The organism is Arthrobacter sp. H14 (assembly GCF_000520495.1).
GTDB lineage: Bacteria > Actinomycetota > Actinomycetes > Actinomycetales > Micrococcaceae > Arthrobacter_C.
In genome coordinates this window covers 19,866-35,961 of record NZ_KI914647.1, presented here as the reverse complement: position 1 = coordinate 35,961, position 16,096 = coordinate 19,866, and the positions used below count along the sequence as shown (strand labels likewise).

Here is a 16,096-nt window from a genome sequence, read left to right as displayed (position 1 = left end):
GCGGGTATCTGAAGTCACCGGAGCAACATTAGAGCACTCCTAATAACAGGCGGAGCTACGATTGCGAAATGTTACGCCGGCTGGGCTTGCTCTCAAGCCCGCAGGCCCACAGAACCCTTCTCAGCCAGGGTTTATGAGGTTATTCCCGCTCCCGATGTGACAAACATCAAGCAGGATCGTCGCCGGAGGGAGCCGCACCGACGAGCGCCCGGCGCAGCGTATCCAGCCCCACCGAACCCAGGTTCAAGGCACGGGTATGGAACGCCCGCTGGTCATAGGCCTCGCCTTCCTGCTCCTTCACCGTGTCCCGGATTTCCTCCCAGAGCCTCTGGCCGATCTTGTAGGACGGCGCCTGCCCCGGCCAACCGAGATACCTGGTGAATTCAAAGTCGAGCTGGCCCTCGCTGATGGCAATGTTCTTCCGGAGGAAGTCGTATCCTTTTTCGGCGGTCCAGGTACCCGATCCCCACCGCTCAGGCATTTCCAGACCCAGGTGGACTCCGATGTCGAAGACCACGCGTGCGGCGCGCATCCGCTGGCCGTCCAGCATGCCGAGCCGGTCGCCCGGGTCATCGAGATAGCCCAGGTCAGCCATCAGCCGCTCCGCGTAAAGTGCCCAGCCCTCACCGTGTCCCGAGACCCAGCAGGCGTTGCGCCGCCAGTTGTTCAGCAGCCCGCGCTGATAAGTGGCGGTTCCAATTTGCAGATGATGGCCCGGCACGCCCTCGTGGTAGACGGTCGTCGTCTCACGCCAGGTGGTAAAGGTGTCTTCGCCTTCGGGTACCGACCACCACATCCGTCCAGGACGGGAAAAATCGTCGCTGGGGCCGCTGTAGTAGATGCCGCCTTCCTGCGTCGGAGCGATCATGCACTCGATGGTGTGCATGATGTCCGGAATGTCGAAGTGCGTTCCGGCCAGTTCCTCGACAGCCTTATCGGAAAGTTTCTGCATCCATGCCTGCAGGCTGTCGGTGCCGGCGAGCTGCCGGTCCGGGTCCGCATCGAGGATCTCGATGGCCTCGGCGATGGTGGCGCCGTCCTTGATTTCGTTGGCGACCGCTTCCTGTTCGGCGATTACCCGGTCGAGTTCCTCGACACCCCACTGGTAGGTCTCCTCCAGATCCACGGAGGCCCCCAGGAAACGGCGTGACATCAGGGCATAACGCTCACGGCCGACGGCGTCGCCTTCCGGAGCCGCCTCCAAAAGCTCAGCGGACAGGAAGGAGGAAAAATGCGTATAGGCGGCCTTGGCCGCATCCGCACCGCTGCGCAGTTTCTCCCTTAACTCTGTGGGCAGAGCGCCGTCCTTGGTGCCGGCGGATTCGGCAAACGAGTCGAAGAACCCGCCGCCCCCGGCATATTTTCCAGTCTGTTCGATGACTGTCCGCACCTGCCGCTTGGCGGCGACAATGCCGTTCTCCCGGGCCGTCCGCAGGGACGAGACGTAGCCCGAAACCGCATCCGGCAGGTTATGCAGCCTGCCGGCAATATTGTCCCAGTCCTCGGCAGTGTCAGTCGGCATCAGGTCGAAGATGGCCCTGATTTCCTGAGCGGGCGAAGCGATGTTATTCAGGTCCGCCAGATCGAGCCCTGTTTCGAATATTTCCAGCTCCAGGCCGAGCCGTTCCCGCATGGCATCCAGCGTCACACGGTCGAATTCATCGGTTGGCTCCAGGTCGGTCAACCGGTCGAGGGTCTCCTGGGTGGCTTCCGCCATCGCGATATGACCGGCAGGCGAATAGTCGCGGTATTCCGTTTCATGTCCGGGGATTCCCAGCGATGTGGCAAAGCCTGGGTCCAGCTCCAGCAGAGTCTCCACAAAGGCATCGGCAACGCCGTCGATGGCGGTCTGCGGCCGCTGCGTGACGTCATAGGTGTAGTCGGTGGACTCGGATTCGGTGGTGGGTGTCTCGTATGTCACAGCCCCGAGCCTACTTTGCCCGGTGGCCCGCCGTCGAAGTGGACAAACCGGTGCTGTGGATATTAGCCACGGCTGCGGCGCCACGATCCCGGGCCGGGAGCGGGCCGCAGGCGGAGTTGGTGGCGGCGTATCCAGGCCCGCGTCCGGCGTTTCGGCTCGGGAGCGGTGTCGGGGGAGCCCAGCGACATGACGACGGCGGCAAGAGCGGCGATTTCCTCGTCATTCGGGTTGCCGTGCACCACACTGAACAGCGGGGCGTCGGCCTTCTCCTGGGAATTGCTTGTCATAGCGGAATGTTTCCGTGTTTCTTGGTCGGCAGGGAGGCGCGCTTTTCGCGCAGTGCGCGCAGCCCACGGACAACCTGTACCCGGGTTTCGGAGGGCAGGATCACCGCGTCAATGTATCCCAGTTCGGCGGACTGGTACGGGTTAAGGAGTTCTTCTTCATATTGCTCCACGAGATCCGCACGGACCTCCTCAACGTTTTCCCCGCCGTCGGCCGCTGCTTTGAGCCGGCTGCGGTGCAGAATATTGACGGCACCCTGCGCCCCCATGACGCCGATCTGGGCCGTTGGCCAGGCGAGGTTAATGTCGGCACCGAGCTTTTTCGATCCCATCACGATGTAGGCACCGCCATACGCCTTGCGCGTAATGATGGTCAGCAGCGGAACCGTCGCCTCCGCATAGGCGTAGAGCAGCTTGGCGCCGCGGCGGATAATGCCGTTGAATTCCTGGTCCGTACCCGGCAGGAAACCAGGAACATCGACGAGGGTGAGGATCGGTACATTGAATGCATCGCAGTGCCGGACAAACCGGGCGGCTTTCTCGCTCGCGGCAATATCCAATGTTCCGGCGAACTGCATCGGCTGGTTGGCGACGATTCCGACAGTGTGGCCCTCCACCCGCGCATAACCAATAATCACGTTTGGCGCATAGAGTTCCTGCATCTGGAGGAAATGACCGTCGTCGACAATGGACTCGATCACGGTGCGCATGTCGTACGGCTGGTTGGCCGAATCGGGAACCAGCGTATCGAGGGCCAGATCATGGGCGGTGACCTCCAGCTCCTCCTCAAACTCCATCAGGGGAGCCTCGGCCAGATTGTTACCGGGCAGGAAATCCAGCAGCTCACGGACGAAGTCGATGGCGTCCTGTTCGTCGGAGGCCAGGTAGGTGGACGTTCCGGTGGTGGCGTTGTGCGACCGCGCCCCGCCGAGGGTCTCCATGTCCACGTCTTCGCCGGTGACTGTCTTAATGACGTCCGGACCGGTGATGAACATATGCGATGTCTTATCCACCATCACCACGTAGTCGGTCAGGGCGGGTGAGTAGGCTGCACCGCCCGCGCACGGTCCCATGATCAGGGAAATCTGCGGGACGACGCCGGAGGAGTGGACATTGTTGCGGAAAATGTCGGCGAACATGGCAAGTGAGGCCACGCCTTCCTGGATCCGGGCCCCGCCGCCGTCGTTGATGCCGACGATCGGGCAGCCGTTCCGCAGTGCGAACTCCTGCACCTTGACGATTTTTTCCCCATTGGCCTTGCTTAACGAGCCGCCGTAGACGGTGAAATCCTGGCTGTAGACGGCGATCTGGCGGCCGTCGACGGTCCCGTAGCCGGAAACGACGCCGTCGCCCAGGGGCCGCTTCTTCTCCATTCCGAAGGAGGTGGACCGATGGGCGGCCAGTGCATCAAACTCGACGAAGGAGCCCGGGTCGACCAGCATTTCGATACGTTCGCGTGCCGTGCCCTTGCCGCGGGAGTGCTGCCGCTCGATGGGCGCGGGGCCGACAGGCTCCAGTGACTCGGCCCGCCGGTTGTGGAAATCGGCGATTTTGCCGGCTGTGGTGTGCAGATCAAGTTCCGTGTCGTTGCTCATTTATTCTCCGGATCTCCACATCGTCGGCAGCGGAATCGCTCTTAAGTAGGTTTCGTACAAAAATAACCGTTTCCATGTCAGTCTAGTGAGCCTTTCGCCGTGTCCAGCTGTAGAAACCCTACAATTTCCGCTGAACGTGGTTTTCCGGTTACCGGTCAGTAACATTGAGCCGCTGTTTTCGATTATCGTGGAGCCATGACCGCACGCGATGACGCCCAGTCCACCGGAACAGCCGCCACGTTGAAGGGCAAAACCGTCCTGATGTCCGGAGGCAGCCGCGGCATCGGGCTCGAGATAGCACGCCGGGCTGCGCAGGACGGGGCCAACATCGTGTTGATGGCCAAAACCGCCGAGCCGCATCCGAAACTCGAAGGCACCGTCTACACGGCGGCAGAGGAATTGACATCGGCGGGTGGTGAAGCCTTGCCGTTGGTTGGCGATGTCCGCAAGGAGGGCGACGTACGGGGCGCCGTCGATGCTGCCCTTGACCGCTTCGGCGGGATCGACATCGTCATCAATAACGCCTCTGCGATAGATCTGTCCAACACCACGGACATTGACATGAAGAGCTATGACCTGATGGCCGATATTAACGTCCGCGGTACCTTCATGCTGTCGAAATTCAGCATTCCGGCCCTGAGCCGTGCCGCGAATCCGCACATCCTGACGTTGTCCCCGCCGCTCAATCTGTCGCCAAAGTGGGCCGGCGCCCATCTGCCCTACACGATGGCCAAGTACGGAATGAGCCTGACCACCTTGGGGCTGGCGGAGGAGCTCAAGGACGACGGCATTGGCGTGAACTCGCTGTGGCCTTGCACGCTGATTGACACCGCCGCCATCCGGAATATGCCCGGCGGCGCGCAGATCGTCAAGGGAGCCCGGGGTCCGGCGATCATGGCCGATGCAGCGCATGCGGTGCTGACCAGGGAAGCCCGGATCACCACGGGAAACTTCTTCACTGACGAGCAGGTTTTGACCGAGGAAGGCGTCATCGACTTCACCGGATACAGCCTGGGCGCTTCCAGCACGGAACTGGTTCCCGACATCTTCCTCTGATTCCTCTGACATACAGGCCGTCCGCCGGCCGGGAATCCCCGCGGCGGGCAACGTCCTGCGTAAGATCGTGGGTATGAGTAACCGCTTCGCTGACCTTGACCGCCCCGGGCTGGATGCCGTGCAGCTGCGGTCGTCGCTCGCAGGAGGTCACGGACCCTTCGCCCGGTTCGAAGGCGTCGAGGAGACCGGTTCCACCAACGCCGATCTTGCCGCCAGCGCGGCGGATGACCCCGAAGCCTGGCCGGACCTGAGCGTGCTGGTGGCCGAACACCAGACCGCTGGCAGGGGAAGGCTGGACAGGGAGTGGATCGCTCCGGCCAGGTCCTCCGTGTCGGTAAGCGTGCTGCTGCGGCCGCGGGGAACCGGCGGCGGTCAGTTGCCGCCGGAATCGTTGGCCTGGCTGTCCCTGCTCGCCGCTACGGCGCTGACCCGGACACTCTCGGAGCGGGCCGGGGTCACGGCGCAGCTGAAATGGCCCAACGACGTGCAGATCGGTGGCCGGAAGGTTGCCGGCGTGCTGGCGCAGGTGGTTCCGGCGCCACCGGGCGGGGAGCCGGCCGTCGTCGTCGGGACCGGACTTAACGTCAGTATTGCTGCGCACGAACTTCCACACCCCAATACCACCTCGTTGCTGATCGAGCGGGCATCCACGACCAACAGGAATATCCTCCTGAAGGCATACCTGCGTTCCTTCGGCGAACTTTACCGGCAGTTCTGTGCCGTGAACGGCGATCCCGAGGCGGTGCTCGACCGCAGTTTTTCCTTGCGGCAGCTGGCAGCCAAGCAGATGGTGACCATCGGCCAACAGGTCCGGGCGGAGCTGCCCGGCGGCAATGACCTGATTGGCATCGCAGAGGGCATCGACCGTTCCGGGGCATTGCTGATCCGCGACGACGGCGGCACCGTGCATCCGGTCTCGGCCGGCGACATTGTGCATTTGCGGCCGCACGAAGCATAAATGCGCCGCACCAATGACAGCGGGAGACAGCAGTAGTGGGATATGAGCTCGCTCCGGGGGAGCGCGTCATCCTGCTGACGCGCCCACAGCCCGGATCGTTGGCCTGGCCCGCAGTGTTGTTCATCCTGATACCCGCCGGGTGCACCTTTGCCGCCGGCTGGCTGACCCGCAACCAAGGCACGTTCGACGCCGGCGTCCGCGCCTGGATGCCTGCCGCGATGATGGCGATTACCGGCGTCGGGCTGGTCCTTTTACTGCTGTATTGTCTGCGTCCTCTGCTAGGTTGGCTGGGAACCCGCTACGTTCTGACCAGCCGGAGGTTGATCAGCCGCCGGGGGCTGCTGCGCCGGAACGAACTTCAAAGTCCGCTGGTGGCGGTCCAGCAGCTGGGAATGCAGCAATCGTTGCGGCAGCGTGCATTACGCTCCGGGAATATATCGATCGATCTGGGGAACGGCCGGCGCACCACATACGTTGACGTACCGGAGGTGGCCCGTTTCCGGAACATAGTCCTGCAGACCATCGAGGACCTGCCGCAGACGGCCATGTTTAACGGGCTGGATTTCCGTCATGAGATTGATCAGAGTCAGGACAGCTGGGACGGGACTCTGCGCGAGCCCGGACAGGATGGCGATACGTGGACAGATGGGACGGGGCGATGAACGACGAGGAGTCCGCAGCGGTGCCGCCGGAGACCGGCGAACTGGATACACCGGACCGGGACGGAGCCGACACTCATCCGGATATGTTCAAAACCGGTCCGCTGCCTGCACAGGCGGCCGCTGAGTACAGATCCGCAGATAACGCGGCTGCTGAAGCGAAACCCAGTAATCCGGACCGGGATGCTATCCGCGCGCTCGAAATCGAGCTGCTGGGCGCGGAACGTACCCTCCGTCGACGGGAAATTGCTGCCGGCGCGGGGGTATCCCTGCTGTCTGCCCGTAAACTCTGGCGCGCCATGGGATTCCCCAACCTGGCCGACGACGACGTCGCCTTCACCACCAACGACCTGGACGCGTTGAACACCGTCATCGGGCTGGTCCGTGAGGACAAGCTCACGGAGGAAGCAACAATTTCCATCGCCCGGTCGATCGGCCAAATGACCGACCGGATGGTGGTGTGGCAGGTCGAGGCGCTGATCGAAGACATGGTCGTTCAGCGGGGCATTTCCGACGCCGAGGCACGCAAGGAGCTGATCTCCGAGCTGCCCAACCTGATCGAACCGATGGAGAAAATACTGCGGTATGCCTGGCGCCGGCAGCTCAATGCCGGCGTGCAGCGGCTCGCGCTCAGGGCGGAATCCGGCCTGGAATCGAGCGAGCACGGCCGGGAAGGCGACGAAGACGATGCGCCGCTGCCGCTGGCCCGCGCCGTCGGATTCGCCGACCTGGTCTCCTATACCAGCTTGTCCCGGCAAATGAATGAACGGACTCTGGCCCAGCTGGTCCAGCGCTTCGAGAACAAATGCGCGGAGATTATTTCGGTTGGCGGCGGACGGCTGGTCAAGACCATCGGGGACGAAGTGCTGTTCAACGCCGAAAGCCCCGAAGCCGGTGCCGAGATCTCTCTGGCCCTGGCGCGCACCTTCGCCGAGGATGAAGTGCTGCCGGACGCGAGAGTTTCCATGGTCTGGGGGCGGGTCCTGTCCAGGCTTGGCGATATCTACGGGCCAACCGTGAACCTTGCCTCGAGACTGACCTCGCTCGCCGAACCCGGGACGGTGCTGACCGATGCTTCAACCGCCGCAACGCTGAGCCAGAACGACAGATTCGTCCTGGTTCCGCAGAAGGTCCGGACCGTACGCGGCTTCGGGCAAGTCCACCCGGTTACGCTGGCCAGGGGCTCCGGTGAAGGTTTAATTGTCGATTAGCAGCCTTTTTCCTTGGCCGGGATCATGGATCTGGCAGTATGGCAGTAGCCGACTAATGATGGTTCTTGGCTGACCATAAAGGATGTGATGCACCGGTGCCCGCCAACCCCGAGGTACCCAGTGCCGTGTGTGCTGTGACGCTATGATTCCGACGAACGCTTCCGGGCTGCCTCCGCATCGTGCAAAGCTGACTTGGGGATACAGCACTGACCGTGGGACGCGCCGGGAACTCAACGAAGATTCGCTGCTGGCCCACGATCCGATATTCGCCGTTGCCGACGGAATGGGCGGACACGAAGCAGGCGAAGTCGCCAGCGGAATCTGCGTACAGGTGCTGGGCGGCCATCCCCTGGTCGCCTCCAGAGGGCGCCGGCTGGCGGCCCATGAACTGGAACAGATCATCGACGACGCCGACGCCGGCATCCGCGAGGCTACCGAGTCGCGGGCGGGAACGACATTGTCGGGCGTAGTTGTCGTCGAAGAAGGAAACACACTGGGTTGGCTGGTCTTCAATGTGGGCGATTCCCGGACCTACCGTCTCAACTCGGCAGGCCTGCAGCAGATCAGCGTGGACCACTCTGAGGTCCAGGAGCTGGTGGACATGGGCCGGATAACTAAACAGGAGGCGCTCGTGCATCCCCGCCGGCATGTTGTGACGAGGGCACTCGGAACCGGGCCAAAAGCTGTACCGGACTTGACCTTGCTGCCGGTGCAGAACGGTGACCGGATCCTCATCTGCTCTGATGGGCTGACCGGTGAAGTGGACCACGAGCAGATACACCGGATCATGACTGAACTCCGACATCCGCAGGACGCCGCGGACTCACTTGTGCAGGCCGCCTTGAGGGCGGGTGGCCGCGACAATATCACCGCTGTGGTGGTTGAGGCGTCGGATTAACCGAAGACCCGAAACCGAGGGGAAAACGTCGGGACAATAGGGCAAGATGGGACTGTGAGCACAGATGTGGAGCAACAGTCTGAACCGCCCAGTGAGGCCCTGCGCGCCGAATACGATGAACTGGCCGAAGCGGTGCGCAAACACCGTTTTGCCTACTACCAGGAGGACGCGCCGACTGTTTCCGACACGGAGTTCGATGAGCTCTACCGCCGGCTGGAAGAGCTCGAAGGCCTGCATCCGGAACTGAAATCCAATGACTCTCCCACGCAGGAGGTCGGCGGTGCCGTGTCCGCTGCCTTTAGCCCGGTGGAGCATTTGCAGCGGATGTACAGCCTCGAGGACGTTTTTTCCATTGAGGAGCTGAATGCATGGCTGACCCGGGCGCAGGCGAGTGTGGAGAAACTGGGCGGCGGACACGCCGGCAAGCTTAAGTGGCTGACCGAGTTGAAGATCGATGGCCTGGCCATCAGCCTGCTCTACAGGAATGGCGAACTGTTGCGGGCGGCCACCAGGGGCGATGGAAACGTCGGTGAGGACGTCACCCATAACGTTCTGACGATCAAGGACATACCACGCAAGCTCAAGGGGGGCGACCATCCGGCCGAGATGGAAATCCGCGGCGAAGTGTTCATCCCGTCCAAGGCCTTCGTCGTACTCAACGAGGGCATGATCGAAGCCGGAAAGCCGCCGTTTGCCAATCCGCGCAACGCCGCTGCAGGTTCACTGCGCCAGAAGGACCCGGAGACGACGGCGAAGCGCCCGTTGAGCATGTACGTCCACGGCATCGGTTCACGGGAGGGGCTCAGCGCGGCGAGCCAGTCCGGAACGTATGACCTGCTGGAAGGTTGGGGCCTGCCGGTTTCGCCCTACGCCAAGGTCCTCAATGACGAGGATGCCGTCCTGGAGTTCATCGAGTACTACGGCAGCCACCGGCACGATCTGCGGCATGAAATTGACGGAATCGTCATCAAAATTGATGATTTTGCCACCCAGCGCGCCGTTGGCTATACCTCGAGGGTGCCGCGGTGGGCGGTGGCGTATAAGTATCCTCCCGAGGAGGTCCATACAAAGCTGCTCGACATCCAGGTCAATGTCGGGCGGACGGGGCGGGTGACTCCCTTTGGCCTGATGCAACCCATCAAGGTGGCAGGTTCCACAGTCGAAATGGCGACGCTGCATAACCAGGATGTGGTGAAGGCCAAGGGTGTGCTGATCGGCGACACCGTTGTTCTGCGCAAAGCCGGCGACGTCATCCCCGAAATCGTCGGTCCGGTGGTGGCACTGCGGGATGGCAGCGAACGCGAATTCGTGATGCCAACGCACTGCCCGTCCTGCGGAACCCTGCTGGCACCGGCCAAGGAGGGCGACGTCGATATCCGTTGCCCCAATGCCCGGTCCTGCCCCTCCCAACTGCGCGAGCGTATCTTCCACCTCGCCGGCCGCGGCGGCTTCGACATTGAGGCACTCGGCTGGGAAGCCGCCGTCGCACTGGCCGGACCGGTGGAGCCGGAGACACCGCCATTGAGAACCGAGGCCGATCTCTTTGACCTGCAGGTCGAAGACCTCGCACCCGTGAAGATCGAGCGGGAGAAACGGTCCAAAGGCGCCCCCACGGGCGAGCGGGAACTGGTTCCCTACTTCTATTCGAAGGGGTCACCCAAAAAGCCGTCGGGGCCATCCGCCAACACCCGCAAACTCTTCGAGGAACTGGAGAAGGCTAAAACGCAGCCGCTCTGGCGTGTGTTGGTGGCGCTCTCCATCCGCCATGTCGGCCCCACGGCGGCACGCGCCCTGGCCACGGCGTTTGGTTCGATGCAGGCGATCCGCGATGCAAGCGAGGAACGGCTGGCAGACGTCGACGGCGTCGGCCACACGATAGCGGCGGCGCTCACGGAATGGTTCGCCGAGGATTGGCACCGCGAAATTGTAGACAAGTGGACCGCCGCGGGAGTACGGATGGAGGACGAGGCGGACGAAAATGTTCCGCGCACGCTCGAAGGACTCACTATCGTCGTGACCGGGACATTGGAGAATTTCAGCCGGGACGAGGCCAAGGAGGCGATCATCATCCGCGGTGGCAAGGCGTCGGGATCGGTATCGAAGAAGACCGACTACGTGGTGGCCGGTGACAGCGCCGGCACCAAACGGGACAAGGCAGAATCGCTTGGCCTGGCGGTGCTGGACGAAGACGGCTTCCGGAAACTTCTGGCGGAGGGACCTGCATGAGCGGGACGGAGATAACCGACGAACTGCTCGAGGTCGCGCAAGCAGCGGCACAGGCGGGAGCGGACGTCCTGTCGCGCCGGAACGCCGCTGAGCTGAACGCCATCAACAAGAGTGGCGACGGCGACTGGGTCACCTCCTTCGACATCGCCGCCGAAGAGGCAGTGCGCGGAGTAATCACGGCCGCCCGGCCCGATGATGCCATCACCGGGGAGGAACTGGGAACCAGCCTCGCCGAAAACTTCTCCGGCATCAGGTGGTCCATCGACCCCTTGGACGGCACGACCAACTTCATCCGCAACATCGTCTACTACTGCACCTCGGTGGCAGCCTGCGACGCCGACGGAAACTGGCTCGCCGGCGTCGTCAATGCCCCTGCCCTCCGGCGGACGTACTGGGCCACCCGTGCCGGCGGTGCATGGCTGAACGAGAATGGAACGACCCGCCGGCTGCCCGGACCGGTTCTGGCGCGCAGGGGCGGCATCCTGGGCACAGGATTCTCCTATGACGAGGAAACCCGGGCCGAGCAGGTCAAGGATTTCCTGCCGATGATGAAGGGCCTGTCGGATATGCGCCGGCTCGGTTCGGCCGCGCTGGATTTGTGCATGGTCGCCGACGCCACCCTGGACGCCTATGGCGAACGCGGACTCAACGAACACGATTGGGCAGCCGGAGCCTTGATCGCCGAGGAATCTGGTGCCTGGGTGCATCGGCCGAAGCTCGCATCGCCGTTGGACGGAGGGCCGTCCGAGCCCGACCGGCTGGCAGCCTGGGTCGCCGCCTCGGCAACGGACCTGTCGGGGAGATTTCCGATATGACCACCAGTTGGCAGCAGGTAGCGGCCGCCCGGAACGCGGACGGCAGCCAGTACTGGCGTGCGGCCTGAGAAAGTGATGATCGATATGAAAGTCCGTGTCCGCCCCGCCAGGAAAAAGGATTACGACGACGTCAAACGAATCACTGCCGCGGCCTACGTGGGCGCCGGGTTCGTCGATGCGGACGATCAGAGTTACCTGCCGGTGCTCACGAATATCGCGCACCGGGCCGAACACGCCCTGTTATGGATCGCCGAGGTCGACCGCAGCATCAAAGGTGCGGTGACCGTAGGGGAGCCGGGTTCAGAATACGCGGAGATCGCCGCCGACGGTGAGCTCGAGTTCCGGATGCTCGCCGTCGACCCCAATGTCCAGCGCAGCGGCATCGGCCGCGCCCTGGTGCAGGCCGTCGTCGAACATGCGCGGACGCTGGAGGAAATCAACGCCGTGGTGCTTTCGAGTGAGGAGAGCATGAACGGCGCGCACCGGCTCTATGCCTCAATGGGTTTTGAAAGAGTGCCGGAGCGGGACTGGGCGGTTGATGAATATGATGTCCGGCTGCTCGTTTTCCGGCTTGATTTGGAAACCTTGGCATCCGATTAGACTGGAATAACAAACCGTTCACTTCTGCACAGGAGATTCATGTCTACCCTTCGCCGTGAGCAAGTCGCGCATCTGGCGCGCCTGGCCCACATTGATATGGCCGACGATGAGCTGGACCGGATGGCCGGTGAGCTTGACGTGATCGTTGATTCGATCAAATCGATCAGTGAAGCCGCCGGAGACGACGTCCCCGCCACCTCGCACCCGATCCCGCTGGCGAACGTCTACCGCGAGGATGTGGTGGGTGAGACGTTGACCAACGAGGAAGCATTGTCCGGTGCCCCGGACTCCGCCGATGGGCGCTTCAAGGTTCCGGCGATTCTGGATGAGGACTAAAACGTGAGTGAACTAATCAATAACAGCGCCGCAGAACTGTCCGGCAAGCTGGCCGCGGGGGAGGTCACCGCCGTCGAACTGACGCAGGCCCATCTCGACCGGATTGCCGCCGTCGACGGCTCCATCAACGCTTTCCTGCACGTCAATACGGACGAAGCGCTCGCCGTCGCCGCCGAGGTCGACGCCGCACGCTCCAAGGGTGAAGAGCTGCATCCGCTGGCCGGTGTGCCGATCGCCGTGAAGGACCTGATTGTCACCAAGGGACAGCCGACGACGGCGGGCTCCCGGATGCTGGACGGCTGGCTCAGCCCGTACGACGCAACGGTTGTCCGGAAGATCCGGGCGGCGAAAATGCCGATGCTGGGCAAGACCAACCTGGACGAGTTCGCGATGGGTTCCTCCACCGAGCACTCGGCCTTCGGACCCACCCGCAACCCCTGGAACCTGGACCGGATCCCCGGCGGATCCGGCGGTGGGTCGGCTGCCGCCGTCGCCGCCTTCGAAGCGCCGTTGGCATTGGGCACGGACACCGGTGGTTCAATCCGCCAGCCCGGCGCGATGACCGGAACCGTCGGCGTGAAGCCCACCTATGGCGGAGTGTCCCGCTACGGTGCGATTGCCATGGCCTCCTCGCTGGACCAGATCGGACCGGTAACCCGGACGGTGCTGGACTCCGCGCTGCTGCATGAACTCATCGGCGGCCATGACCCGGCCGATTCCACCTCATTGACCGATCCGGTCGGACCCTTGGTCGAGGCGGCCAAAATGGGCAATGTGTCCGGACTGCGTATCGGCGTCATCAAGGAACTCAACGGCGAAGGCTACCAGGACGGTGTCCGGGAGAAGTTCCAGGAATCGCTGGAGCTGCTGCGCGGCGCCGGCGCGGAAATCGTCGAGGTCTCCTGCCCGAACTTCGACCACGCACTCGGCGCGTACTACCTGATCATGCCCTCGGAAGCCTCCAGCAACCTGGCCAAATACGACGGCGTCCGCTTCGGCAACCGGGTGCTGCCCGAAGGTCAGACGACGATCGAACGGGTCATGGGCGCCACCCGGGAGGCCGGTTTCGGCGACGAGGTCAAGCGGCGCATCATCCTCGGAACCTACGCCCTGTCGGCCGGCTACTACGACGCCTACTACGGCTCGGCGCAGAAGGTCCGTACGCTGATCCAGCGTGACTTTGATGCGGCCTTCTCCAAGGTCGATGTCTTGATCTCGCCGACGGCGCCGACCACCGCGTTCAAGCTGGGGGAGAAGCTCGAGGACCCACTGGCGATGTACCTGAACGACGTTGCCACCATTCCGGCAAACCTGGCAGGTGTGCCAGGGCTGTCGCTGCCCGGCGGACTGGCCGAGGAGGATGGCCTGCCGGTCGGAATCCAGCTCCTGGCTCCGGTCCGCGAGGACGCCCGGCTGTACCGGGTGGGCGCGGTGCTCGAAACGATGCTGGAAGAGAAGTGGGGCGGACCGTTGCTGGCCCAGGCCCCGGAGCTGGCTGAGGGCCGGCTGCAGACCGAAGGAGCAAAGTAGATGGCAACCGCCACAGAACAGATCGTGTCCTTCGACGACGCCATCGCCAGGTACGACCCGGTGCTCGGTTTCGAGGTCCACGTCGAGCTCAACACCAAGACCAAAATGTTCTCGTCTGCCCCCAACGTCTTCGGCGACGAGCCCAACACGAACGTGACGCCGGTGTGCCTCGGCCTGCCGGGCGTGCTGCCGGTAGTGAACAAGCAGGCGGTTGAGTACTCCATCAAGATCGGGCTCGCGCTCGGCTGCAAAATCGCCGAATCCTGCACATTCGCCCGTAAGCAGTACTTCTACCCGGATACGCCAAAGAACTTCCAGACCTCCCAATACGACGATCCGATCTGCTTCGACGGCGCCATCGATATTGAACTCGAGGACGGCACCGTCTTCACCGTCGAAATCGAACGCGCCCACATGGAAGAGGACGCGGGCAAGCTCACCCACATGGGCGGCGCCACCGGCCGGATCCAGGGCGCCGAATACTCGCTGGTGGACTACAACCGCTCCGGCATACCGCTGGTGGAGATCGTGACCAAGCCGATTGAAGGCGCCGGTGCGCGGGCGCCGGAACTGGCGAAGGCCTACGTCGCCGCTATCCGCGAGATCGTGAAGAACCTGGACGTTTCAGACGCCCGGATGGAACGCGGCAACGTGCGCTGCGACGCCAACGTGTCGCTGCGCCCGTATGGGCAGGAGAAGTTCGGGACACGTTCCGAGACGAAGAACGTGAACTCCCTCCGTTCGGTCGAACATGCTGTCCGGTTCGAGATCCAGCGCCAGGCGGCACTGCTCGACGAGGGTGGTTCAGTGGTCCAGGAGACCCGGCACTGGCACGAGGATACGCGTTCGACGACGTCGGGCCGGCCCAAATCCGACGCCGACGACTACCGGTACTTCCCGGAGCCGGACCTGGTACCTGTCGTCACCACCAAGGAATGGATCGAGGAACTCCGGTCGCAACTGCCCGAGCCACCGGCGGAACGGCGCAAGCGACTGCAGGAGGCCTGGGGCTACTCCGGTGAGGAATTCCGGGACGTCGTCAACGCCGGTCTGATGGACTCAATCGAGGAAACCATCGCTGCCGGGGCAAGTCCCGCCGTCGCCCGTAAATGGTGGATGGGCGAGGTCTCCCGCCGTGCCAAGGTCGCTGAAGTCGACCCGTCGGAGCTGGGCGTAACCCCGGCGACGATCATTGAGCTGAACGAGCTCATACAGTCCGGCAAGATCAACGACAAGCTGGCCCGCCAGGCCCTCGACGGTGTACTGGCCGGCGAAGGCACCCCGACCGAGGTCGTGGAGCAGCGCGGGCTCGCCGTCGTCTCGGATGACACCGCCCTGCTCCAAGCGATCGACGGTGCGCTGGCGGCGCAGCCGGACGTGGCGGACAAGATCCGTGGCGGCAAGGTCCAGGCGGTGGGCGCCATCGTCGGAGGCGTGATGAAAGCGACCCGTGGCCAAGCGGACGCAGGACGTGTCCGGGAGTTGATCCTGGAACGTCTCGGCGTCCATGGCTAACGTTCCCGCCGCGGAAATTGACGTCAGTGAGCAACTGGTCCGCCTGTTGCTCACTGACCAGCATCCGGATTTGGCGGACCTCCCGCTGGAGCAGGTCGCGAACGGCTGGGACAACGTCATCTTCCGGCTCGGAACAGACCTGACTGTCCGCGTTCCCCGGCGGCAGCAGGCCGCGCAATTGATCCTGAATGAACAGAACTGGCTGCCGGTCTTCGACAATTGGGTCAGTGTGCAGATCCCGGTTCCGCTGAGGGTGGGGGAGCCGACCTCGTACTATCCGTGGTGGTGGTCGGTCTGCCCTTGGTTCGGGGGCCGGCTCGCCTCGGAGGTGTCCAGGGCCGGCCGTACCGGGATGGCTGAAGAACTTGCCGGTTTCCTGATTGAATTGCACCGTCCAGCGCCGCCGGATGCACCTGCCAACCCCGTCCGTGGCGTGCCGCTGGCCACCCGCCATGCCGCCGTCCTTCAGCGGCTGGAAAGTGGCGTGATCCC

13 protein-coding genes and 2 pseudogenes are annotated in these 16,096 nt (G+C 63.4%); 12 read left to right on the top strand and 3 right to left on the bottom strand.

Going from position 1 to position 16,096, the window contains the following annotated elements; translation table 11 throughout:
• Nucleotides 1-166 precede the first annotated feature (166 nt).
• From Y707_RS0109345 to Y707_RS0109335, 3 genes are all read right to left on the bottom strand, one after another.
• Nucleotides 167-1,843 (bottom strand): DUF885 domain-containing protein, encoded by a 1,677-nt coding sequence (locus Y707_RS0109345; protein ID WP_051441847.1) that lies wholly within the window; start codon nt 1,841-1,843, stop codon nt 167-169.
• 140 nt (nt 1,844-1,983) lie between these two features.
• Complete coding sequence (locus tag Y707_RS0109340; protein ID WP_026534883.1) at nt 1,984-2,208, bottom strand: acyl-CoA carboxylase subunit epsilon; 225 nt, start codon at nt 2,206-2,208, stop codon at nt 1,984-1,986.
• On the bottom strand, nt 2,205-3,800 hold the full coding sequence (locus Y707_RS0109335; protein ID WP_026534882.1) for an acyl-CoA carboxylase subunit beta: 1,596 nt from the start codon (nt 3,798-3,800) through the stop codon (nt 2,205-2,207). Before Y707_RS0109335 ends, Y707_RS0109340 begins: the two co-directional genes overlap by 4 nt.
• Nucleotides 3,801-3,995: 195 nt before the next feature.
• Here Y707_RS0109335 and Y707_RS0109330 point away from each other — a divergent pair, with 195 nt between their 5' ends.
• The 12 genes and pseudogenes from Y707_RS0109330 to Y707_RS24750 all read left to right on the top strand — a co-directional run.
• On the top strand, nt 3,996-4,856 hold the full coding sequence (locus Y707_RS0109330; protein WP_026534881.1) for an SDR family oxidoreductase: 861 nt from the start codon (nt 3,996-3,998) through the stop codon (nt 4,854-4,856).
• A gap of 73 nt (nt 4,857-4,929) precedes the next feature.
• On the top strand, nt 4,930-5,814 hold the full coding sequence (locus tag Y707_RS24765; RefSeq protein ID WP_035780997.1) for a biotin--[acetyl-CoA-carboxylase] ligase: 885 nt from the start codon (nt 4,930-4,932) through the stop codon (nt 5,812-5,814).
• 35 nt (nt 5,815-5,849) lie between these two features.
• The gene (locus Y707_RS0109320) at nt 5,850-6,476 is read left to right on the top strand and encodes a PH domain-containing protein (RefSeq protein WP_026534880.1); all 627 of its coding nucleotides are present in this window, start codon (nt 5,850-5,852) and stop codon (nt 6,474-6,476) included.
• The gene (locus tag Y707_RS0109315; RefSeq protein WP_035780995.1) at nt 6,452-7,684 is read left to right on the top strand and encodes an adenylate/guanylate cyclase domain-containing protein; all 1,233 of its coding nucleotides are present in this window, start codon (nt 6,452-6,454) and stop codon (nt 7,682-7,684) included. The genes Y707_RS0109320 and Y707_RS0109315 overlap by 25 nt, the downstream gene beginning before the upstream one ends.
• A gap of 142 nt (nt 7,685-7,826) precedes the next feature.
• Nucleotides 7,827-8,579: pseudogene (locus Y707_RS24760) on the top strand (PP2C family protein-serine/threonine phosphatase); the annotation flags it as partial.
• Nucleotides 8,580-8,618: 39 nt separating this feature from the next.
• Nucleotides 8,619-10,873: pseudogene (ligA, locus tag Y707_RS24755) on the top strand (NAD-dependent DNA ligase LigA); the annotation flags it as partial.
• 3 nt (nt 10,874-10,876) lie between these two features.
• On the top strand, nt 10,877-11,623 hold the full coding sequence (locus Y707_RS0109300) for an inositol monophosphatase family protein (protein ID WP_333782841.1): 747 nt from the start codon (nt 10,877-10,879) through the stop codon (nt 11,621-11,623).
• Nucleotides 11,624-11,680: 57 nt separating this feature from the next.
• A complete protein-coding gene (locus Y707_RS0109295; protein WP_253905119.1) occupies nt 11,681-12,223 on the top strand; it encodes a GNAT family N-acetyltransferase in 543 nt (180 codons plus the stop codon).
• 39 nt (nt 12,224-12,262) lie between these two features.
• Nucleotides 12,263-12,559, top strand: a complete 297-nt coding sequence (gene gatC / locus Y707_RS0109290; protein WP_026534876.1) for an Asp-tRNA(Asn)/Glu-tRNA(Gln) amidotransferase subunit GatC — start codon at nt 12,263-12,265, stop codon at nt 12,557-12,559.
• A 3-nt stretch (nt 12,560-12,562) separates the two neighbouring features.
• Nucleotides 12,563-14,089, top strand: coding sequence for an Asp-tRNA(Asn)/Glu-tRNA(Gln) amidotransferase subunit GatA (gatA, locus tag Y707_RS0109285; protein WP_026534875.1), 1,527 nt, complete (start codon nt 12,563-12,565; stop codon nt 14,087-14,089).
• On the top strand, nt 14,090-15,604 hold the full coding sequence (gene gatB, locus Y707_RS0109280) for an Asp-tRNA(Asn)/Glu-tRNA(Gln) amidotransferase subunit GatB (protein ID WP_026534874.1): 1,515 nt from the start codon (nt 14,090-14,092) through the stop codon (nt 15,602-15,604).
• Nucleotides 15,597-16,096: phosphotransferase (locus Y707_RS24750; RefSeq protein ID WP_035780989.1), on the top strand; the 500-nt coding region annotated here is incomplete at its 3' end. The genes gatB and Y707_RS24750, both read left to right, overlap by 8 nt.